Raw genomic sequence first — 22212 nt, forward strand, 5'->3', positions numbered from 1 at the left:
GTATTTTAAAGTCAAAGCGAAAAAAGAAAAACGAGGACTTCAACAGAGATAAACTATATTACAACCAAGAGCAAGACCACTATATCTGTCCAATGGGTCAAACTATGAAAAAAATAGGTGAGCGAAAGAGAAAGACCAAATCAGGTTATGCACAAACTACTAGTATATATAGCGCACAAAACTGTCAAGTTTGTCAATTGCGAGGCGCTTGTTTTAAGGCAAAAGGAAATAGAATTGTAGAGCGGAATCACAAACTAGAGGCATACAAGGAAAAAGCAAGAAGGAATTTGCTTAGCGAAATAGGTGAAATAAAACGCAAACAGCGTACCGCTGATGTAGAACCTGTTTTTGCACACATAAAATCCAATCGAAATTTTAAACGATTTACCCATAAAGGAATAGAAAAAGCTGAGTTAGAGTTCGGATTACACGCATTAGCGCATAATATAAGAAAGAAATGTGCCTAATAAATGGCAACTTCTTGCCAAAAATTAAAACCTCCTAAAATTATCGGTAGAAATTAAAAATAAAAAAAACCGCCCCAATTTAATTTTGAGACGGCTTCTTTTAAAAATCAGCTTTTTTATTGGGTTAATACTGTAAATTTTCCTGCTTCAACTTTAGGAAAATCAATTTCAGTTTCTGCAATATGGTTTACATAATTTGTTAATGTATTTGATACCACATTTAATACTATTTCAAGAATATCTTCATCAGTATACCCCGCTAATTTAGCTGCTTCAATTTCTTCAGAAGTTATTTTTCCTCGATTTTTTGTGATAGATTGCGCAAGTTTTAATCCAACTTCAATTTTTACATCAGTAGCTATTCCTTGTCGGCTTTGTTCTGTTTGCTCATCACTTAAACCATTCATTTTTCCAATTGTAGTATGTGCCGATAAGCAATAATTACAATTATTTTCTTCTGCTATCGCAAGTGCAAGTTGCTCTCTAAACTTATTGCTAAAGTTTCCGCTAGCAGTTAATTCGCCTAACTGTAGGTACGATTTTAAAGTAGCGGGTGAGTTTCCAAACACTTTTATTAAATTAGGAATAAAACCTAATTTTTTTTGAACTCCGTTAAATAATTCTTTTGATTCGCCTGTTGTTGTTTCAGGATTTAATGTTTCAATTCTAGTACTCATATCTTTTTGTTTTTAAATGTTATTGTTTATTTTCGGTTATGTTTATTTGTTGGTTTTCTTCATATTCTTGAAAACCCCAGCAATTTGGACAATTTGTTTTTTGATTTGTTTTCACGTTTTTTTAATTTTAAATTACACTACAAAGTTGCGATTGTTAGCAATGTCAATACATAGACAAAAGTTCCTTATAGTTTGATAATTAGTTTTTTGAAGATTCAATTAATTTATTTAATTGATTTTTTAACTCATTTTCAGGAGCAGCTCCTGTTGATCTTCCTACAGTTTTACCTTCTGAAATGTAAATAAGCGTTGGAATACTTCTAACTTGAAAAGCAGCAGCCAAATCCTTATTGTTATCTATATTTACTTTTTTTATAGCTACTTTATCAGCATATTCTTCAGCTAATTTCTGAATTGTTGGACTCAAGGTTTTACACGGTCCACACCAATCTGCGTAAAAATCTAGTAATACTAATTTGTTATCTGTTATTACTTTTTTGTATTGATTTTGATTTATTTGAATATCCATAATTATTTGTTTTTAAATTCATTACAAATATGCGATAGATATAAAGGCTAAGAAATGGACAAAAGTTCTTACTAGTTGGACTTTTGTTTTTTAGGAAGTTTTTTTAGCTTAATTAGCTATTAATATGGTCAGCCTTAAATTGTAGTGGTGATTTTTTAACCGCTTTTGTAAAAAACCGACTAAAATATGCCGGGTCCTCAAAACCTAAATTAAAAGCAATTTGTTTTACAGATTCATTAGTGTAAATTAATTGACGTTTAGCATCAAGAATAATTCTGTTTTTTATAAAATCACTTGGTTTTTCGGCATTAATTTTTTGAAAATGTTTAGCTAAAGATTTAGGAGACAATCCTAATCTATTCGCATAATCGGTTACGGAATGTAGTTTTCTGAAATTTTGCGCTACCAAAAGGCTAAAATCTTTAAATAGGGCAGATTCAATATCATCTTTAATTGGTTCAATCTCTTTTTTTATTCTTACTGAATGTATGATGAATTGTTTTAAATACGCTTGAAGCATATCATATTGTGCAGTATCTTTATTGTTAAACTCTTCAATTAAACTCGTTAAAATAAATTCTAACTTTTGTTCGTCTGATTTGGAAGTTTTAACAAAAGGAGTTTCATATATATTGTTAAATAATACACCGTTACAAGCAATTTCTTTATCGTGCGTTTCAATGCAATAAAAATCTCTTTTAAAAGTAAGCTTATATGCTTCTTTTATTTTTTCTGAATCAACAGAAAATAGCTGCCCAGGCGAAAGAAAAAATAAAACACTTCCATCAAATGAATAACTTTTAAAATCAATATTATAATTTCCTTTACCTTCCTTAATCCAAAAAATACTATAGTTATCTACTTGCTCGTTTTTATTTACAACGCAAGCATTTTCAAATGAAATTTTGTTAAGTGAAAAAATGTTTTTAAATGAGTATGTTGAAGTATTTTGAATTGCCATTTTGTATAAAATTTTTATTTTTAGTCGAAAAATATTAGAAGTATTACAAAAAAAAGAACCCTGCATTTGCAGGGTTCTTTTCAAACTTAAATTAAACTAACTAAAACTAATTTATACTTTGTTGTTTTTTTGTTTGCCACCTTTTACACCCTTTTGGTTATTTTTAGCCATATTTTTTTTACCAGACTTTCTTTGATGTTGCATCATTTTTTCCCATTTTTCATATTGATCTTTTGTCAATATATTTTTCATTGCTGTTTTATGTTCAATTTTTTTGTCTAAACGTTGTTTTTGCATTTCATATTTTTCATCGTCAGAAATGGTAACACCATCTTGTCTTTTTTGCTTCATAGAAGCCATTACACTTTGTTGTTCAGTAGCGCTATTTTTCATTAAATTGTAAACTTCGGTTTGCTGTTTTGTATTTAAATCCAATGCTAAAGTCATTTGCTTTGCTTTTAAAGTCGCTTTTTGTTCAGGAGTAAGATTCATTCCTTTTTGACCTTTTCCTTGACCTTGTTGTGCATTAACAGCTATTGATGTAAGTAATGCGATTACAAAAATTCCAATTATTTTTTTCATAATGTGTGTATTTAAAAATTTATATTATACCTCTTTGACTATCAGGTTTTACAAAGGTTTAAAGCGTTAACACACGTTAACATTCATTAACAAAGTGAAGTTTTTTATAAATTATATAGAATTGTTATAAATAGTGTATTTTTGCACAATTATGATGCATAAACTTTCAGATTGGTTACCTACTACAAATAAAGAGGTAAAGCTTAGAGGTTGGGAAGAATTAGATGTAATTCTTTTTAGCGGAGATGCCTATGTAGACCATCCAGCTTTTGGACATGCTGTGGTTGGACGTATTTTAGAAAGTTACGGTTTAAGAGTCGCTATTGTGCCTCAGCCAAGTGTGAACGATAATTTACAGGATTTTACAAAACTTGGAACTCCAAAAATGTTTTTTGCAGTTACAGGTGGTTGTATGGATCCAATGGTAAGTAATTATACTGCCAGTAAAAGAAAAAGAGATACTGATGCATATACACCAAATGGTGATAAGGGTTTTAGACCAGATTATGCAACAACGGTTTATACCAATATTTTAAAAGAAAAATTTCCAGATGTTCCTGTTTTAATAGGTGGAATTGAAGCTTCATTAAGAAGGGTTACACATTATGATTATTGGAGTGATACTTTAAAACCAACCATTTTAAAAGATGCTAAAGCCGATTTATTGGTTTATGGAATGGGAGAGCAACCCTTAAGAGAAATTGTAAGTTTATTACAAAAAGGGGTGCCATTTTCAAGTTTAACCACTGTAAAACAAACAGGTTTTTTATTGAAAAAAGGTACTGAAATTCCGAAAAATAAAAATTGGAAAGATGTTGTTATCAATTCGCATGAGGTTTGTTTAAAAGATAAAAAATTATTTGCATCTAACTTCAAAGTAATTGAACAAGAGTCAAATAAATTGTTTGCAGATCGTATTTTACAAGATGTAGGAGATACCACTTTGGTTATTAATCCGCCTTATGAAACAATGACAGAAGCTGAGATTGACGCCTCTTTTGATTTGCCTTTTACACGTTTACCACATCCAAAATATAACAAGCGAGGACCAATTCCTGCGTTTGAAATGATTAAATTTTCTATAAACATTCACCGAGGTTGTTTTGGCGGTTGTAGTTTTTGTACCATTTCAGCACATCAAGGTAAATTTATAGCCAGTCGTAGTCAAGAATCTATTTTAAAAGAAGTAGATAAGGTGGCAAATATGGAAGATTTTAAAGGTTACTTATCTGATATTGGAGGACCATCGGCAAATATGTACAAAATGAAAGGTAAAGTACAGGAAATATGTGACAGATGTGTGTCGCCTTCGTGTATTTCTCCAGTTATTTGCCATAATTTAGACACTTCACACAAACCATTAACAGAGCTTTATAAAGCTGTTGATAGGCATCCTAAAATAAAAAAATCGTTTATTGGAAGTGGTATTCGCCATGATATGTTGGTGCCAGAATTTAATGTAAAAGCCGATCCAAAAGAATTGGACGCTTATACTGAAGAAGTAATGACCAATCATGTGTCAGGTCGTTTAAAAGTAGCACCAGAGCATACTTCAGACAATGTTTTGAAGTTAATGCGTAAACCTTCTTTTAAATATTTTCACCAGTTTAAAGAACGTTTTGATAAAATAAACAATCGTAAAAAATTAAATCTTCAATTAATTCCGTATTTTATTTCAAATCACCCAGCTTGTGAAGTTGAAGATATGGCCAATTTAGCAGCCGAAACCAAAGATATGGGCTTTCAGTTAGAGCAGGTACAAGGTTTTACACCAACACCAATGACAGTTGCTACGGTAATTTATTATAGTGGTTACCATCCGTATACTTTAAAACCTACCAGAACGCCAAAAACTAAAAAGGAAAAAGATGATCAGCATCGTTTTTTCTTTTGGTACAAGAAAGAAAATCAACAGTGGATTAAAAATACTTTAACCAATGTTGGTAGAAGTGACTTGCTTCAAAAACTGCTTCCAACAAATAATTCGTGGCGTAAAAACAAAGGAGAAAAACCTAAAGATACGTTTGACGAAACTGTTACATTTTCTTCAAGAAAAAAGAAAAAATTCAACAACAAGAAAAAAAGATAATAATTTACGCCCTATTATTTATGGTGAAAAATTAAAATCTTAAATTTGATATTTCAAAATTCCAAAATAAAAAATGAAGAAATTAATTCTATTTTTTATCTTATTTACAGCATCTTTAAATGCACAAGATAAAATTAAGGTAAATTTAAACAACCCAAATTCAACTGTTTTAACACATTGGTATTTTTTACAGCAAGATTCTTATGAACCAACAAAAGCAGCTGCTACAATTTATGGTTACGAGGGGGAAGAAGCCGTTGAAATTGCCTTAAAATTAAAGCAAATTTTTGAAGGTAAAGGGTTGAAAATTGATTTTAATAAAATTCCTGCAGATTCAGTTTATACAGATTCAACAAGAATTTTAGATAAACATAGATTTGTATTATTTCCTTTACAATTGCCAACTATTTATGTTGAAAAAATAGGAAGTAATTGGTACTTTTCACCTGAAACAACCAATCAAATAAATGAAATTTGGGCAGACGTTTTTCCGTGGTATACAGAAAAATTATTGCAAATGATTCCTGATGTTGGTCATAAATCTGTTTTTAATATTGAAATTTGGAAGTACTTAGGATTTGCATTGTTGCTTATTTGTTGTGCTTTGTTATTTTATGTATTGCAAAGGCTGGTTTACTTTTTATTGCGTAAAGTTCAATATTGGATTGTACATTATAAAAACGATCTTTTAAATATTGCCTTAAAAAAATTGGCAAGACCTGTTGTGTTTTTAATATTAATGGGATTTGTTAAAGTTGTACTTCCATCGTTGTTTTTACCTTTAGATGTAAACAATATTTTGTTTTTAGCAATCAACATTATGCAAACCGTTTTTTGGATTTACGTTTTCCTAAAATTGGTAAAAGTTGTGATGAATATTTATTCAATTTATGCTGAATCTACCGAAAGTAAATTAGACGATCAATTAATTCCTGTTTTAAATAATTTTTTATCAGGTTTGGTTGTGTTTATTGGGTTTTTAAAACTGTTAACTATTTTAGGCGTAGATCCTGTAACTGTTGTTGCGGGGGCTTCTATTGGAGGTTTGGCTGTTGCTTTGGCATCACAAGACACGGTTAAAAACTTGATAGGAACCGTAATGATTTTTTTAGATAAACCTTTTCATATTGGAGATTGGATTGAAGCAGGTACTGTTATGGGAACTGTCGAAAAAGTTGGATTTCGTTCAACAAGAGTAAGAGCAGCTGATACTTCAATTTTTCAAATTCCAAACAGCGCTTTGGCTGAAATGGTGGTAAATAATAAAGGTTTAAGAGCTTACAGACGTTATACAACAAATTTAGGCATACGTTACGATACGCCACCCGATTTAATTGAGGCTTTTGTAGTTGGTGTACGTAAAGTAATAGAATTAGATCCTGGTACAAGAGACGATGCTTTTAATGTTGAGTTTATTGGATTTGGAGATTCTTCTTTATTAATTTTATTAAATGTGTATTTTCATAATTTAGATTGGAATACTGAGCAAGCTTCAAAACATAAATTACATATGGCTATTTTAAAATTAGCAGCTGTTATGGGTGTTGAATTTGCATTCCCTTCAACAACGGTTATGATTGAACAATTTCCTGAAAAGAAAAATGCAGCGGTGCAATACAATGTAGATGATAAAAGAATAAAACAAATAATTGACGATATAAATAAACCAAGTTAATCATGAAAAACGCAATACTAGTTTCATTGTTTTTAACGGTCTTAATTTCTTGTAAAGAACGTAACAATGAAGCCCGAAAACCTATTAAACAAGAATCGAGTGTTGAAAGTCAAAATGATATGAAAAAAAATCTCAATAAATACGTTACATTTAAATTAACAGCAGTTGTTAATGTTTTATCAGAAAATGAAAAAAAGATGTTGCCAATTTTAATTGAAGCTGCTAACAAAATGAATGAATTGTTTTGGTATGAAGCTTATGGCAATAAAGAAGAATTAATGGCAAAAATTTCTGATGAGGAAACCAAGCAATTTGTTGAAATAAATTATGGTCCTTGGGACAGATTAAACAACAATACGCCTTTTGTTGAAGGAATAGGAGATAAGCCAAAAGGTGCAAATTATTACCCTTCTAATATTACTAAAGATGAGTTTGAGGGTTTTGAAAGCTCAGAAAAAGCTAGTTTGTATACATTTATAAGAAGAAATGACGATGGAAGTTTAAAAACAATTCCTTATCACGTTCAGTTTTCAAAACAAGTTAAACAAGTTTCAAATTTACTGCTTGAAGCTGCAAATTTAGCTGAAGATGAAGGTTTAAAAAATTACCTGCAATTGAGAGCTGCAGCCTTTTTAAACGATCAATACCAAGCCAGTGATTTTGCCTGGATGGATATGAAAACCAATACGTTGGATATTGTTATTGGTCCTATAGAAACTTACGAAGATCAATTGTATGGTAACAAAGCTTCACACGAAGCTTATGTTTTAATTAAAGACCAAGTTTGGAGTCAGAAATTAGCCCATTTTGCCAGTTTTTTACCTGAATTACAAGAAGGATTGCCTGTAGACGCAGCTTACAAAACAGAAGTTCCGGGAACGGATTCTGATTTAAATGCATACGATGTAGTTTACTATGCGGGTGATTGTAACGCAGGAAGTAAAACAATTGCTATTAATTTACCAAATGATGAAGAAGTTCAGTTGCAAAAAGGAACTAGAAGGTTACAGTTAAAAAATGCAATGAAAGCAAAATTCGATAAAATAATGTTGCCAATTTCTGATATTTTAATTGATAGTACGCAACGAAAGTTTGTAAAATTTGATGCTTTTTTTGCCAATACAATGTTTCACGAAGTTGCTCACGGATTGGGTATAAAAAATACCATTAACAATAATGGAACAGTAAGAAACTCGTTAAAAGAATTGGCATCTGCTTTGGAAGAAGGTAAAGCTGATATTTTAGGATTGTATATGGTACAACAGTTGCATAAAAAAGGAGAAATTGATGGCGATATGCGCGATTATATGACCACTTTTATGGCGGGTATTTTTCGTTCGGTTCGTTTTGGTGCATCAAGTGCTCACGGAAAAGCAAATATGATTCGTTTTAATTTCTTTAAAGAAAAAGGTGCTTTTACTAAAAATGATGATGGTACTTATAAAGTAAATTACGACAAAATGGAAAGCGCTATGAAAGATCTTTCAAATATAATTTTAACACTACAAGGTAATGGAGATTATAATGGTGTTGCAAAGTTGGTGGAAGAAAAGGGTGTTATTACTACCAATTTACAAGCAGATTTAGATAAACTAAGCAAAGCCAATATTCCTGTTGATGTTATTTTTGAACAAGGAATTGGTGTTTTAGGACTTTAATATACAAAAATAAACAAAGATCCTAATTGACGGTAAAACGTTGTTTAGGATCTTTATAATTACAATATTTTAGCAATATTTGTAATTAAAAGTTAATAGAGAAATTGATTTAACAAATTAAATAAGATTATTATTAATGAAATTGTTGGATAACACATTTTATTGTATTTTTAACTTATTGAAAATAAATATGATTAAACAATTTTTCATTCTTTTTATTTGTTCACAAATAATCTTGTCTTGCTCATTTTTAGAAGATAGAACCAAGCAAGTGCAACAAGTAGACACTATCGTTGATTTTAATTCGATAGATGCTTTTCCGTTGTTCCCAAATTGTGATGAATTTCCTTCTCGTGAAAAACAGCAAAATTGTTTTCAAATTGAGATGGTACAACATATTTACGCATCATTAAAGGAATATTCTTTAAACGCAACAGAAGTTGTAAATGATACCGTATTTGTAAAATTAATTGTGGACGCACAAGGCAAAACTAGCTTATCTGCAATTGAGATATCTCAAAAAACAAAACAGTTATTGCCAGAGTTTGATAGTATTTTAAAGGTAAGTTTGCAAAATTTACCCAAATTACAACCGGCAATTAAACGAAATATGCCGGTTGCAACAGAGTTTACTTTACCAATTATTTTAATAAATTAAGCATCCTGATTTAACATTTTCCAAAGCATGTCTTTCAATTCTGTAAGACCTTGGTTTGCTACTGATGATATAAAAGTAGTTTCTATACCATTTGGAAGCTCTTTTTTAATTTCAGCTTTTAATTCATCATCTAACATATCAGATTTTGAAATGGCTAATAACCTATTTTTATCCAACAATTCAGGATTGTGAAGTTTTAATTCATTTAATAAAATATTGTATTCATTTTTAATGTCTTCAGAATCCGCCGGGATTAAAAACAATAAGGTAGAATTTCTTTCGATATGTCTTAAAAAACGATGTCCTAAACCTTTACCTTCAGCAGCACCTTCAATAATTCCAGGAATATCAGCAATTACAAAAGTTTGATAATCACGATATTCTACAATACCTAAATTTGGTTTTAAAGTTGTAAAAGCATAATCGGCAATTTTTGGTTTTGCTGAAGTTAATACCGAAAGTAAGGTTGATTTACCTGCATTTGGAAATCCAACCAAACCTACATCGGCCAGTACTTTTAACTCTAATTGAAACCACCCATCTTGTGCATCAACACCAGGTTGTGCATATCTAGGTGTTTGGTTTGTAGATGTTTTAAAATGCCAGTTTCCACGACCACCCATACCACCTTCTAACAAAATTTGTTCAGTGTTTTCAGTAGTAATTTCAAAAAGAATTTCTTGGGTTTCACCGTCTCTAATAATAGTCCCTAAAGGCACATCAATATAAACATCTTCACCATCCTTACCGGTACTGCGTTGTTTACTACCATCACCACCATGTTCGGCTCTAAAATGCTTTTTAAATTTCAAAGGATACAATGTCCACATATTTTTATTTCCGCGAACAATAACGTGACCTCCACGTCCTCCATCACCACCATCTGGACCACCTTTATCAATGTATTTTTCACGATGTAAATGCATAGATCCACGTCCTCCTTTACCAGAGTTTGCGTAAATCTTTACATAGTCTACAAAATTTCCTTCAGTCATTTTAGTTTTTAATTCGTGTTAAGCACAAATCATGTAATATAATTATAATAGAGACTTAGCTCTTTAAAAATTTAGAAACTATTAAAGTTTGTCAAATACCTGACAAAGATTTTCAGTAATTTCTGAAATTGATCCAACCCCATTTACAGCAAAATATTTGTTTTGAGCTTGGTAATAATCTTTTAAAATAGCAGTTTTAGTATTGTATTCATTAAAACGATTACGTATTTTACTTTCGTCTTGGTCATCAGCACGTCCGCTCACTTTTCCACGACCTAATAAACGTTCAACCAATAAATCTTCAGGAACTTCTAAAGCAACCATACCATTTATACCTTCACCTTTTTCTTCTAAAAAGGCATCCAAAGCTTTTGCTTGAGATTCTGTTCTAGGAAAACCGTCAAAAATAAATCCTTTAGCATCAGGATTTTTTTCAACTTCAGCTTTTAACATATCAATAGTCACTTCATCAGGTACTAAATCGCCATTATCCATGTACGATTTTGCTAATAAACCTAGTTCAGTTTCATTTTTAATGTTGTATCTAAAAACATCACCTGTAGAGATGTGTTTTAAGTTGTACTTTTCTTTTAATACATCTGCTTGTGTTCCTTTTCCAGCACCTGGAGGGCCAAACAATACAATGTTTTTCATATTTTGTTCTTTTGTAAGTTGATAAATGCTTTCTAAATTTCTTCCTATTCCATCGTAATCCAAGCCGTATCCGACAATAAATTTATCTGGAATAGAAAGTCCTATATAATCTATAGGAAGTTCTTTTTTAAATACATCGGGTTTAAAAAATAAGGTTGCAATTTTAAGTTGCTTTAGGTTTTTGTTTTCAAAAATTTTATAAATTTCTTGAAGTGTATTACCAGTATCAATAATATCTTCTAAAATTACAACAGTTCGTCCTTCAAGATTTTCATTAATACCTACAAGTTGTTTAATTGCTCCTGTTGAGTTTGTACCTTCATAAGATGCTAATTTAACAAATGAAACTTCACAATTTGCGTGGTATTTTTTTACAAAATCGGCTACAAACATAAAAGATCCATTTAATATACCTATAAATAGCGGTGTATCTTCGTCTTTTAAATCTTCTGAAATTTGATTTACCAAATTTTTTATGGTTTCGTCAATTTTTTGTGCCGAAATATATGATTTGAAATATTTGTCGTGTAATTTAATAATACTCATACTGTTATTTTGTTGCAAATTTACTAATCAATAACTAAAATTGATTTAATTTTTAATTTATTTCTTAATTTGAAATACAAAAACCGTTTTGAAACTCAAAACGGTTTTGTAATATAACTTTTAAAAATAGTTATTTTTTCTTTTTATCGGATTTTTCTTTAACTGTATCAAAAAGAACAGGAGAAGCAATAAACCAAGATGAGTAAGTTCCAACACCAATACCTACAATTAATGCAAACATAAATCCTTTAATTGAATCACCTCCAAATAAGAAAATTGCAATTAACACCAATAATGTAGTAAGTGATGTGTTAATAGTTCTACCCATTGTACTATTTAAACCAGTATTGATCACTTTTGCAAATGGCCAAGAACTATGTGTTTTTGAAAATTCACGGATTCTATCAAATACAATTACCGTATCGTTTATAGAATATCCAAGTACTGTTAATATGGCGGCAATAAATGATTGTCCGATTTCCATATCAAAAGGTAAAATTTTATAGAACAATGAGAATACACCAAATACAATTAATACATCATGGAATAATGCAACAATAGCACCTAAACTGTATTGCCATTTTCTGAATCGTAATAAGATATATAAGAAAATTACAATTAACGATCCTAAAATTGCCCATCCTGCTGCAGATTTAATATCATCAGCAATGGTTGGTTCAACTTTAATAGATTGCATGATACCAACAGTTTTAGCACCATCGTAACCAGGTTTAAATTCTTCAAATGTTAAAGTTGAAGGGTTGTATTGTTTCAATCCGTTATAAAGTAATTCTTGAACTTCATCATCAATATGATTTCCTTCTTCTTCAATTTTGTATTTAGTCGTTATTTTTAACTGACTAGCTTCACCATAAGTTTTTACTTCAGGAGCGTCTCCAAAAACATTTTTCAATTCAGCAGCAACATCTGTCGCTTTCATTGTTTGATCAAACTTAACAACATAAGATCTACCTCCAACAAAATCAACACCGTAATTTAATCCGTTTGTAAATAATGAAACAATAGAAATTGTGATAAATGTTGCAGAAATTACATAAGCGATTTTTCTAAATTTCAAGAAATCGACATTGATTTTTGTAAACCAATTTTTTGTAATATCTGTATTGAAAGTGAATTTTTTTCCTTTAGCAGCATAAGCATCAACCAATAAACGAGTGATAAAAATAGCTGTGAATAAAGAAGTAATAATACCTACAATAAATGTATAAGCAAATCCTTTTACAGGTCCTGTTCCAAATACATATAAAATAACACCTGTTAATAATGAAGTAACGTTGGCATCTAAAATAGCAGAAAATGCACCGTCGTAACTAAATCCATATTCAATAGCTGCTTTTAATCCTTTACCATTATTTAGTTCTTCTTTAATTCTTTCGTAAATAATTACGTTGGCATCAACCGCCATACCTATTGTAAGGATAATACCTGCAATACCAGGAAGTGTAAGTACAGCCCCAAATGCGGTTAAAATTCCGAAAATAAATAATAAGTTTACTAGTAAAGCAATATCGGCCATAACACCTGCTTTTCCATAGTAAAAAATCATCCAAATAAATACAATTAACAATGCCAAGACAAACGAGTACATACTGCTATCAATAGCTTGTTGACCTAATGATGGTCCAACAACTTCAGACTGAATAATATGTGCAGCAGCAGGTAATTTACCAGCTTTTAAAACGTTTGCTATATCTTGAGCTTCAACAACAGTCATACTTCCACCAGAAATTGAAGTTCTACCAGTTGTAATTGCAGTGTTAACAGAAGGTGCAGTATAAACATAATCATCTAAAACAACAGCTACAAATTTACCAACATTTTCAGTGGTCATTTTACCCCATTGTTTAGAACCTGTAGCATTCATAGTCATACTAACTTCAGGTTTTCCTGTTTGTCCGTATTCTTGACTTGCATCATCAATTACATCACCTTCAATAGGTGCTACATCTTCTCTATTAGATTTTATAGCATATAATTGAACTAATTGAGTATCTTCATTAGTAGCAGTTAATTTTGCAGTAAATGGCTTTGCATCCCATAAAAATTTAGTGTATTTCATTTCAGATGAAAGCAATGCTCTAACTTCTTTTAAAGCTAAATATTTATTAACTTTAGCTGTATCTGAAACTTTTGCAGTTGCAACAACTGATGAAATTTGGTTTTGATCTTGAGGAATACTTGGAGATAAAACAGTAAATAAATTATTGGTTTGTTTTACTGCTAAAGAATCAGATACTTCACCTAACAAATCGTTTAATTCATCTTTTACAGCTGTTGAATCAGTTTCAGAAGCATTGTTTTCTAATGCTAATATATTTTCTACAACACCATTTGCCTGATAAAAGAAAGTTGCAGTTTCTTGGTTTGAATAAACTTCCCAAAATTGTAATTCTGCAGTACTTTGCAATAAGTTTTTAACACGGTCAATATCTTTAGCACCTGGTAATTCAATTAAAATACGACCAGAGTTTCCAATACGTTGAATGTTTGGTTGTGTTACACCAAATTTATCGATACGACTACGTAATACTTCAAAAGCAGTGTTAATAGATCCTGAAATTTCTTCTTCAATAATTGGTTTAACTTCTTCATCAGAAAGTTTAAAATTAATCTTTTCTCTTAAAGATTTGTTTCCAAAAATACTAGGATCACTTAATTTTACAGTACCGTTACTTAACTTTTTAAATTCGTTAAAAAACAAGTCTAAAAAGTTTTTATCACTATTTTTTTGAGCCTCACTAGCTTTTGCCAATGCTTCATTAAATATAGGATTTTTAGAGTCGTTTGATAAACCAACTAAGATATCTTTTACAGATACTTGTAAAATAGCATTGATACCTCCTTTAAGGTCTAATCCTAAATTTAACTCTTTGTCTTTAATATCACTGTAACTAAATTGTGCAAATCCTAAATCAATAACAGGTTTGTTTGCAACAGAGTCTAAATAAACTCTTTCTAAATTTGCTATTTCTTTACTTTCTTCAGCTCTAGCTATAGCATATTCATTTGCTTTATTTTCTACATTTTTTGTAAAAAAGGTGAATGATAATTGATAGACACTTACTAATCCAAATAAAATAGCGAATAATTTTATTAATCCTTTATTCTGCATGTTAAATTATTTTAATATAAAATTCTTTTGTAATAAACGTGCAAATATATAATTTCAAATAGGAACTGACAATTCTTTTTTTCTTTATTTATTTTTTATATGTGGTTATCTAAAATTAGGGGGTTCCATATTTTGAATTTTGTATATTTAGCCCCTAAATTTTATCAAGAATGAATTATTTATCGGACATAGAAATTGCTCAACATAAAAAATTGGTACATATAAAGCATATTGCTGAAAAATTAGGTATTGATGAGGATGATTTGGAAATGTTTGGTAAGTACAAAGCCAAGCTACCACTTGATTTAATTGACGAGGAAAAAATAAAAAAAAACAACCTTATTTTGGTTACTGCAATAACACCAACTCCTGCAGGAGAAGGTAAAACCACTGTTTCTATTGGCTTAACAGAAGGATTAAATAAAATAGGTAAACAAGCTACGGTTGTTTTAAGAGAACCGTCTTTAGGTCCTGTATTTGGTATTAAAGGTGGTGCTGCAGGTGGTGGTTACTCTCAAGTAGTTCCTATGGAAGATATCAATCTTCATTTTACAGGTGATTTTAATGCTGTTGAAAAAGCAAATAATTTATTGGCTGCTTTAATAGATAATAATTTACAAAGTCAGTGTTGTAATATTGGGTTAGACCCAAGAACCATTCTTTGGAAACGTGTAATTGATATGAATGATAGATCTCTTAGAAAAATCACCATTGGTTTAGGAGGTACATCAAACGGAATACCGCGTGAAGATGGTTTTAATATTACACCTGCATCTGAGGTTATGGCTATTTTGTGTATGGCAACAGATTTTGAAGATTTAAAAAGTAGATTAGGCGATATTTTAGTGGGTTTTACATTTGATAAAAAACCTGTTTTTGCAAGAGATTTAAAGGCTGAAAATGCCATGGCTATTTTATTAAAACATGCTATTCAACCTAACTTGGTACAAACCTTAGAAGAAAATCCAGCAATTATACATGGTGGTCCATTTGCAAATATAGCGCAAGGTACCAATACCATAATTGCAACTAAAATGGGCTTGTCACTTTCTAATTATGTGGTTACTGAAGCTGGTTTTGGTGCAGATTTGGGTGCCGAGAAATTTTTAAATATCAAATGTGTTGCTGCTGGTTTAAATCCAAAATGTGTTGTTTTGGTTGCTACAATTAGGGCTTTACGTCATCATGGAGGTGCTAATAACGAAGAAATAAACATTCCTAATGTTGCCAATGTTGCAATTGGTTTTAGCAATTTAGAAAAACATATTGAAAATATTAGAAAATTTAATATAGAGCCTGTTGTTGCTATAAATACGTTTGATAGTGATACTATAGAGGAAACTAATTTTATTATAAATAAGTGTAAATCAATTGGCGTAAAAGCAGTTGTGTCCGAAAATTGGGCAAAAGGTGGTGAAGGCACCATAGCATTGGCAAATGCAGTGGTTAATATTGTAGAGTCTAATCAATCTACTTTTAAACCTTTGTACGATTGGAATATGCCTGTTAAACAAAAAATTGAAATTATTGCAAAAGAAATTTATGGAGCAGACAGTGTAGATTTCGATAAAAAAGCAAAATTAAATTTAAAGCGTATAGAAAGTTTGGGCTTTAACGATTTTGCAATTTGTATGGCTAAAACGCAAAAATCTTTTTCAGATAACGAATATTTAAGAGGTAGACCTGAAGGTTTTGTGGTTACTGTTAGAGAAATTGAAATTGCTGCAGGAGCACGATTTATTATCCCTATTTTAGGGCAAATGATGCGTATGCCTGGTTTGCCAAACAATCCAGCTTCTGAAGGAATGACTATCGATGAAAATGGTGTTGTTGCAGGTTTGTCTTAAGTATTTATTTTAAGTTTACCTTCAATTTATAAAAAAATGATTGCATATCAAGTCGAAAATAATATTTCAGCAAGTGAGTTTAAACAATTACTTGTAAAATCTACTCTTGGAGAAAGAAGACCAATTGATGATTTTGAAAGAATTAAAGAAATGGTTAAAAATGCCAATCTCATTATTACAGCTAGAGATGGCATTAAATTGGTTGGTATAGCAAGGTCAATTACAGATTTTGTTTATTGTACCTACCTTTCTGATTTGGCTGTAGATAATCAATATCAAAAGCAAGGTATTGGAAAAGAGTTAATCAGATTTACAAAAAATCAAACTCCAAATGCAACGCTTATATTGTTGGCGGCTCCAAAAGCTGTAGATTATTATCCGCACATTGGTATGAAAAATCACAATGCTTGTTTTTTGCTAAAAGACAAAAACCATTTAAAATAAATGTATACCAACGTTCATATTTTGGGCGTTCCCTGTCGGTCGGGCTTTTCGCTATATCTTTTTTACAATTCCACTACGTTGCATTGTAAAAAAGGATGCCGCTGCAATCCCTAACGCATTTTTAGTGCTAAAAAGATATGGTGTTGAAGCCTTAAATTAATTAAATATAGTTGAATCAAGTATTAAGTATAAGTATCAGGTTTTAGGGGCAACAACAAAAAAACAGCTACAAAAAAAGCTCCTCAAAATAATTTTGAGGAGCTTTTTAATATAATAAATTGTACTTATTACAATAAATTGTTTACAGCTTTAACAGCTTCTGCATTTGCATTGAATTGCTCTTTTTCAGCAGCGGTTAATTCAATTTCAACAATTTTTTCAATACCATTTTTTCCAATAATACAAGGAACACCAAAAGAAATATCGGATAAACCATATTCACCTTCTAATAAAACTGAACAAGGGAACATTTTTTTAGTATCACAAGCAATTGCTTGTACCATTGCAGATACTGCAGCTCCAGGTGCATACCAAGCACTAGTTCCTAATAATTTAGTTAAAGTAGCACCACCAACTTTAGTAGCTTCAGCAACTTCTGCTAATTTTTCTTCCGATAAAAATTCAGAAACAGGAACGCTGTTTCTTGTTGCCAAACGAGTTAATGGAATCATACCAGTGTCACTGTGTGCAGCTATAACCATTCCGTCAACATCAGATTGTGGGCAACCTAAAGCTTCAGCTAAACGGAATTTAAAACGTGCGCTATCTAAAGCTCCACCCATTCCTATAATTCTATTTTTTGGCAATCCAGATGATTTATGAGCTAAATAAGCCATGGTATCCATTGGGTTACTTACTACAATTACAATTACATTTGGCGAATGTTCAACTAAACTAGCAACAACTGATTTTACTATACCTGCGTTAATTCCAATCAATTCTTCACGAGTCATTCCTGGTTTTCTTGGAATACCACTTGTAATTACTGCAACATCACTACCTGCAGTTTTTGAATAATCATTTGTTACACCAGTAATTTGAGTGTCAAATCCATTTAATGATGCTGTTTGCATTAGATCCATTGCTTTTCCTTCAGCAAAACCTTCTTTTATGTCTATCAATGTTACTTCTGAAGCGAAGTTTTTAATTGCTATGTACTCAGCGCAACTTGCACCTACAGCACCAGCACCTACTACTGTTACTTTCATATTTTTATGAATTTTATATTTAAATTTTAAGCTCTAAAGGTACTAATTTTTTTAATTAATGAATGTGAACCTTCTTGGTAATTTACGAAATCGTTATTAGTAATATTTATTGTTCTGTTTTGTTAAAATCATAAAAAAAGCCATCTTTTCAGATGACTTTTTAAATATTTGTATAAAAAATGGCTTATGCGTCAATTTTTGCATATTTAGCATTCTTTTCAATAAAAGCTCTCCTCGGCGGAACTTCGTCTCCCATTAGCATAGAAAACACCCTGTCTGCTTCAGTTAAATTATCAATAGTAACCTGACGCAAAGTTCTAAATTCTGGATTCATTGTAGTGTCCCAAAGTTGAACTGCGTTCATCTCTCCAAGACCTTTGTAACGTTGTATAGTTACACCACCACCCATATTTAAGGCAATTAAATCGCGTTGATCATCATTCCAAGCATATTCTTTTTTCTGACCTTTTTTAACTAAATATAAAGGAGGTGTGGCGATAAAAATGTTTCCATTTTCAATCAATTCTTTCATATATCTAAAGAAGAATGTTAAAATTAAAGTAGCAATGTGGCTACCATCAACATCGGCATCACACATAATTACAATTTTACTGTAACGTAATTTTGCTAAATTTAAAGCTCTTGGGTCTTCTTCTGTACCTATAGAAACACCTAAAGCGGTGTACATATTTTTAATCTCTTCATTTTCAAAAACTTTGTGTTGCATTGCTTTTTCAACATTTAAAATTTTACCTCTTAAAGGTAAAATAGCCTGAAAAGCTCTGTCTCTTCCTTGTTTTGCTGTTCCACCTGCCGAATCTCCCTCAACTAAGAAAATTTCACATTTTTCTGGGTCTGTTTCAGAACAGTCGCTTAATTTACCAGGTAAACCACCAATGCTCATCACTGTTTTGCGTTGCACCATTTCACGTGCTTTACGTGCAGCGTGACGTGCAGTTGCTGCTAAAATTACTTTTTGAACAATAGCTCTGGCATCATTTGGATTTTCTTCCAAATAATCTTGTAACATTTCAGATACGGCTTGACTTACAGCTGCAGTAACATCTCTGTTACCTAATTTTGTTTTTGTTTGCCCTTCAAATTGAGGTTCTGCAACTTTTACCGAAATAATAGCTGTCAATCCTTCACGGAAATCATCTCCAGCAATTTCAAATTTTAGGTTTTTTAACATTCCAGAATCATCAGCGTACTTTTTAAGTGTTGCTGTTAATCCACGTCTAAAACCAGCTAAGTGGGTTCCACCTTCGTGTGTATTAATGTTGTTTACATAAGAATGTAAGTTTTCATTATACGAAGTGTTGTAAACCATAGCTACTTCAACAGGAACCCCATTTTTTTCACCTTCAATAGAAATTACATTTGCAATTAAAGGTTCGCGGGTTGCATCTAAATATTTTACAAACTCAGGTAAGCCTTCATCACTATAAAAAGTTTCAGTAGGATTATTTCCTTCTTCATCTGTAACACGCTTGTCTTGTAAGGTAATAGTTAGTCCTTTGTTCAAAAATGACAACTCACGCATTCTTGTGGCAAGGGTTTCGTAATTGTACTCTACAGTTTGTGTAAATATGGTATCATCAGGTGTAAAAGTAACTAAGGTACCTTTGTCAGTAGTTTCTCCAATTGGTTTTGCAGGATACATAGGTTTTCCACGCTCGTATTCTTGTTCCCAAATTTGAGTACCTGTAAAAACAGTTGCTTTTAAATGTACAGATAAAGCATTAACACATGATACACCAACCCCGTGTAAACCACCTGAAACTTTGTATGAGTCTTTGTCAAATTTACCACCAGCACCAATTTTAGTCATTACAACCTCCAATGCTGAAACGCCTTCTTTTTTGTGCATCCCTACAGGAATACCACGACCATTGTCTTTTACAGAAACTGAATTGTCTTTGTTTATAATAACGTTGATGGTGTCACAATGACCAGCCATAGCCTCATCAATAGAGTTGTCAACAACTTCATAAACCAAATGGTGTAAACCTCTAATACCAACATCTCCAATATACATTGATGGACGCATACGTACATGCTCCATTCCTTCTAAAGCCTGAATACTATCGGCTGAGTAATTATTTTTATTTATTTCTTCGCTCATATTTAAAATATTAAATAGGTGTTTTAGTTTTTAATTTCAGTAACATACAAATATAATCATTCATTTAAGTTTAAAAATTGCTTTTTAAAAGTGTTTGGTTTAAGTTATTAACAAAATGTAAATTATGTAAAAGTCGCTTAAAAGTGCTTAAAATGCGTTAAAAAGGTATTTCTGTTCTGATTTTATATTTTAAAAAATGTATTTGTATCAAAGTTGTTTTATAGCTTTTATTTTGAGGGAGTAAAATAGGTTTGATGTTTGTTTTCAAGGCTTTTTTATGCTTAAATCGTCATATTTTTTAAGCAAAATAATCAAAAAGGATGCTATTTAAAATTATTAAATATTATTTGTTGAGAAAAAATGTAATAAAGTATTTGTACTATTTATAATAATATTATTTTTGCGGATGCAACATCAGGTACTTATATTAGATTTCGGTTCGCAATACACGCAGTTGATTGCTCGAAGAGTTAGAGAATTGAACATTTTTTGTGAAATTTTCCCATACAATAGTAAAAATTTTAAGGTTGAAGACTACAAAGCCGTCATCCTATCAGGAAGTCCGTTTTCAGTGAGAGCTGAAGATGCGCCACATCCCGATTTATCTCAAATAAAAGGCAAATTACCTCTGTTAGGTGTTTGTTATGGAGCGCAATATATGGCTCATAATTTTGGAGGTGAAGTGGGTGCTTCAAATACACGTGAATACGGAAGAGCAAATCTTTCATTTATTAAAGAAAACGAATTGTTTTTTGAAGGTGTTTCTGAAGGTAGCCAAGTTTGGATGAGTCATAGTGATACCATTATGGATTTGCCAGAATCTTTTGAATTGATAGGAAGCACGCACGATGTTAAAAATGCAGCTTTTAAAATTAAAGATGAAAGTACTTACGGAATTCAATTTCACCCAGAGGTTTACCACTCAAAAGATGGTTTAACTATTTTAAAGAATTTTTTAGTTAACATAGCAGGTGTAGCTCAGACTTGGACTCCAGATTCATTTGTTGAAACTACAGTAGCCGAGCTAAAAGAAAAATTAGGAGACGATAAAGTTGTTCTTGGTTTATCTGGTGGTGTAGATTCTACAGTAGCAGCTACTTTAATTAGCAAAGCAATTGGTAAAAACCTATATTGTATTTTTGTAAACAATGGTTTGTTACGTAAAAATGAGTTTGAAAATGTGTTAGATCAATACAAACACATGGGCTTAAACGTAAAAGGTGTTGATGCTTCGGCACGTTTTTTGAAAGAATTGGCAGGAGAATCTGATCCTGAAGGAAAACGTAAAATTATTGGTCGTGTGTTTATTGAAGTTTTTGATGATGAAGCGCACGAAATTCAAGATGTTTCTTGGTTAGCTCAAGGTACTATTTATCCAGATGTTATAGAATCTGTTTCAGCAACTGGAGGTCCTTCAGCAACAATAAAATCACATCATAATGTAGGTGGATTGCCAGATTTTATGAAGTTAAAAATAGTAGAGCCATTAAATACTTTATTTAAAGATGAAGTAAGAAGAGTTGGTCGTTCTATGGGTATTGATGAAGAATTATTAGGTCGTCATCCGTTTCCAGGACCAGGATTGGGAATTCGTATTTTAGGAGATATCACTGCTGAAAAAGTAAGAATGTTACAAGAAGTTGACCATATTTTTATTCAAGGTTTAAAAGAAGACGGATTGTATGATGGTGTTTGGCAGGCAGGTGCTATGTTGTTACCAGTTAACTCGGTAGGAGTTATGGGTGATGAAAGAACTTATGAAAAAGCGGTTGTGTTACGTGCAGTTGAATCTACTGACGGAATGACGGCAGATTGGGTGAATTTGCCTTACGAGTTTTTGCAAAAAACATCGAACAAAATTATAAATGGTGTAAAAGGAGTTAATAGAGTAGTGTACGATATTAGTTCTAAACCACCAGCAACTATTGAGTGGGAATAAACCACTTTTTTAAAGTTAAATTATA

Annotated in this window: 17 protein-coding genes; 8 read left to right on the forward strand and 9 right to left on the reverse strand. The window is 31.3% G+C overall.

Going from position 1 to position 22212, the window contains the following annotated elements; translation table 11 throughout:
- Positions 1–467: transposase (locus EC396_RS07570; RefSeq protein WP_205757928.1), on the forward strand; the 467-nt coding region annotated here is incomplete at its 5' end.
- A gap of 116 nt (positions 468–583) precedes the next feature.
- Here the strand turns inward: EC396_RS07570 and EC396_RS07575 are convergent.
- From EC396_RS07575 to EC396_RS07590, 4 genes are all read right to left on the reverse strand, one after another.
- Positions 584–1144: a carboxymuconolactone decarboxylase family protein gene (locus tag EC396_RS07575; RefSeq protein WP_129366107.1), complete on the reverse strand. Its 561-nt coding sequence runs from the start codon at positions 1142–1144 to the stop codon at positions 584–586.
- Between the two features lie 199 nt (positions 1145–1343).
- Positions 1344–1673, reverse strand: a complete 330-nt coding sequence (trxA, locus tag EC396_RS07580; RefSeq protein WP_129366108.1) for a thioredoxin — start codon at positions 1671–1673, stop codon at positions 1344–1346.
- Between the two features lie 112 nt (positions 1674–1785).
- On the reverse strand, positions 1786–2634 hold the full coding sequence (locus tag EC396_RS07585) for a helix-turn-helix domain-containing protein (protein ID WP_129366109.1): 849 nt from the start codon (positions 2632–2634) through the stop codon (positions 1786–1788).
- A gap of 111 nt (positions 2635–2745) precedes the next feature.
- Complete coding sequence (locus EC396_RS07590) at positions 2746–3216, reverse strand: hypothetical protein (protein WP_129366110.1); 471 nt, start codon at positions 3214–3216, stop codon at positions 2746–2748.
- Positions 3217–3367: 151 nt separating this feature from the next.
- On the opposite strand from EC396_RS07590, the gene EC396_RS07595 reads away from it, so the two are divergent.
- The 4 genes from EC396_RS07595 to EC396_RS07610 all read left to right on the forward strand — a co-directional run bounded on the left by EC396_RS07595 (position 3368) and on the right by EC396_RS07610 (position 9296).
- Positions 3368–5305, forward strand: a complete 1938-nt coding sequence (locus tag EC396_RS07595; RefSeq protein WP_370276440.1) for a YgiQ family radical SAM protein — start codon at positions 3368–3370, stop codon at positions 5303–5305.
- Between the two features lie 73 nt (positions 5306–5378).
- Positions 5379–6980 carry a mechanosensitive ion channel family protein gene (locus tag EC396_RS07600; protein WP_129366111.1) on the forward strand — a complete coding sequence of 534 codons (1602 nt, stop codon included), beginning with the start codon at positions 5379–5381 and terminating at the stop codon, positions 6978–6980.
- A 2-nt stretch (positions 6981–6982) separates the two neighbouring features.
- On the forward strand, positions 6983–8638 hold the full coding sequence (locus EC396_RS07605; RefSeq protein ID WP_129366112.1) for a Zn-dependent hydrolase: 1656 nt from the start codon (positions 6983–6985) through the stop codon (positions 8636–8638).
- Between the two features lie 190 nt (positions 8639–8828).
- Positions 8829–9296, forward strand: a complete 468-nt coding sequence (locus EC396_RS07610; protein ID WP_129366113.1) for a hypothetical protein — start codon at positions 8829–8831, stop codon at positions 9294–9296.
- Here the strand turns inward: EC396_RS07610 and obgE are convergent.
- From obgE to secDF, 3 genes are all read right to left on the reverse strand, one after another.
- A complete protein-coding gene (gene obgE, locus EC396_RS07615; protein ID WP_129366114.1) occupies positions 9293–10291 on the reverse strand; it encodes a GTPase ObgE in 999 nt (332 codons plus the stop codon). The genes EC396_RS07610 and obgE overlap by 4 nt on opposite strands.
- A gap of 81 nt (positions 10292–10372) precedes the next feature.
- A complete protein-coding gene (locus EC396_RS07620) occupies positions 10373–11491 on the reverse strand; it encodes an adenylate kinase (protein ID WP_129366115.1) in 1119 nt (372 codons plus the stop codon).
- A gap of 130 nt (positions 11492–11621) precedes the next feature.
- Positions 11622–14624, reverse strand: coding sequence for a protein translocase subunit SecDF (gene secDF, locus EC396_RS07625; RefSeq protein ID WP_129366116.1), 3003 nt, complete (start codon positions 14622–14624; stop codon positions 11622–11624).
- Positions 14625–14794: 170 nt separating this feature from the next.
- Between secDF and EC396_RS07630 the strand changes: the two genes are divergently transcribed.
- Together EC396_RS07630 and EC396_RS07635 are read left to right on the forward strand one after the other, a co-directional pair.
- Entirely contained in the window at positions 14795–16471 is a 1677-nt protein-coding gene (locus EC396_RS07630; RefSeq protein WP_129366117.1) for a formate--tetrahydrofolate ligase, read from the forward strand.
- A 36-nt stretch (positions 16472–16507) separates the two neighbouring features.
- Positions 16508–16915, forward strand: a complete 408-nt coding sequence (locus EC396_RS07635) for a GNAT family N-acetyltransferase (RefSeq protein WP_129366118.1) — start codon at positions 16508–16510, stop codon at positions 16913–16915.
- A gap of 287 nt (positions 16916–17202) precedes the next feature.
- Here the strand turns inward: EC396_RS07635 and mdh are convergent, their stop codons facing one another.
- Both mdh and gyrB read right to left on the reverse strand, forming a co-directional pair.
- On the reverse strand, positions 17203–18123 hold the full coding sequence (mdh, locus tag EC396_RS07640) for a malate dehydrogenase (RefSeq protein WP_129366119.1): 921 nt from the start codon (positions 18121–18123) through the stop codon (positions 17203–17205).
- A gap of 184 nt (positions 18124–18307) precedes the next feature.
- Positions 18308–20248, reverse strand: a complete 1941-nt coding sequence (gene gyrB / locus EC396_RS07645; protein ID WP_129366120.1) for a DNA topoisomerase (ATP-hydrolyzing) subunit B — start codon at positions 20246–20248, stop codon at positions 18308–18310.
- A gap of 406 nt (positions 20249–20654) precedes the next feature.
- Here gyrB and guaA point away from each other — a divergent pair, with 406 nt between their 5' ends.
- Positions 20655–22187, forward strand: a complete 1533-nt coding sequence (gene guaA / locus EC396_RS07650; protein ID WP_129366121.1) for a glutamine-hydrolyzing GMP synthase — start codon at positions 20655–20657, stop codon at positions 22185–22187.
- Positions 22188–22212: the final 25 nt, after the last annotated feature.

The sequence above is a fragment of the Lutibacter sp. HS1-25 genome, assembly GCF_004121075.1.
Lineage (GTDB): Bacteria > Bacteroidota > Bacteroidia > Flavobacteriales > Flavobacteriaceae > Lutibacter.

What these genes read in the sequence shown, in the direction of transcription:
- EC396_RS07575 (WP_129366107.1), bottom strand. Translation starts at nt 1,144, where the DNA reads ATGAGTACTAGAATTGAAACATTAAATCCTGAAACAACAACAGGCGAA.
- trxA (WP_129366108.1), bottom strand. Translation starts at nt 1,673, where the DNA reads ATGGATATTCAAATAAATCAAAATCAATACAAAAAAGTAATAACAGAT.
- EC396_RS07585 (WP_129366109.1), bottom strand. Translation starts at nt 2,634, where the DNA reads ATGGCAATTCAAAATACTTCAACATACTCATTTAAAAACATTTTTTCA.
- EC396_RS07590 (WP_129366110.1), bottom strand. Translation starts at nt 3,216, where the DNA reads ATGAAAAAAATAATTGGAATTTTTGTAATCGCATTACTTACATCAATA.
- EC396_RS07595 (WP_370276440.1), top strand. Translation starts at nt 3,368, where the DNA reads ATGATGCATAAACTTTCAGATTGGTTACCTACTACAAATAAAGAGGTA.
- EC396_RS07600 (WP_129366111.1), top strand. Translation starts at nt 5,379, where the DNA reads ATGAAGAAATTAATTCTATTTTTTATCTTATTTACAGCATCTTTAAAT.
- EC396_RS07605 (WP_129366112.1), top strand. Translation starts at nt 6,983, where the DNA reads ATGAAAAACGCAATACTAGTTTCATTGTTTTTAACGGTCTTAATTTCT.
- EC396_RS07610 (WP_129366113.1), top strand. Translation starts at nt 8,829, where the DNA reads ATGATTAAACAATTTTTCATTCTTTTTATTTGTTCACAAATAATCTTG.
- obgE (WP_129366114.1), bottom strand. Translation starts at nt 10,291, where the DNA reads ATGACTGAAGGAAATTTTGTAGACTATGTAAAGATTTACGCAAACTCT.
- EC396_RS07620 (WP_129366115.1), bottom strand. Translation starts at nt 11,491, where the DNA reads ATGAGTATTATTAAATTACACGACAAATATTTCAAATCATATATTTCG.
- secDF (WP_129366116.1), bottom strand. Translation starts at nt 14,624, where the DNA reads ATGCAGAATAAAGGATTAATAAAATTATTCGCTATTTTATTTGGATTA.
- EC396_RS07630 (WP_129366117.1), top strand. Translation starts at nt 14,795, where the DNA reads ATGAATTATTTATCGGACATAGAAATTGCTCAACATAAAAAATTGGTA.
- EC396_RS07635 (WP_129366118.1), top strand. Translation starts at nt 16,508, where the DNA reads ATGATTGCATATCAAGTCGAAAATAATATTTCAGCAAGTGAGTTTAAA.
- mdh (WP_129366119.1), bottom strand. Translation starts at nt 18,123, where the DNA reads ATGAAAGTAACAGTAGTAGGTGCTGGTGCTGTAGGTGCAAGTTGCGCT.
- gyrB (WP_129366120.1), bottom strand. Translation starts at nt 20,248, where the DNA reads ATGAGCGAAGAAATAAATAAAAATAATTACTCAGCCGATAGTATTCAG.
- guaA (WP_129366121.1), top strand. Translation starts at nt 20,655, where the DNA reads ATGCAACATCAGGTACTTATATTAGATTTCGGTTCGCAATACACGCAG.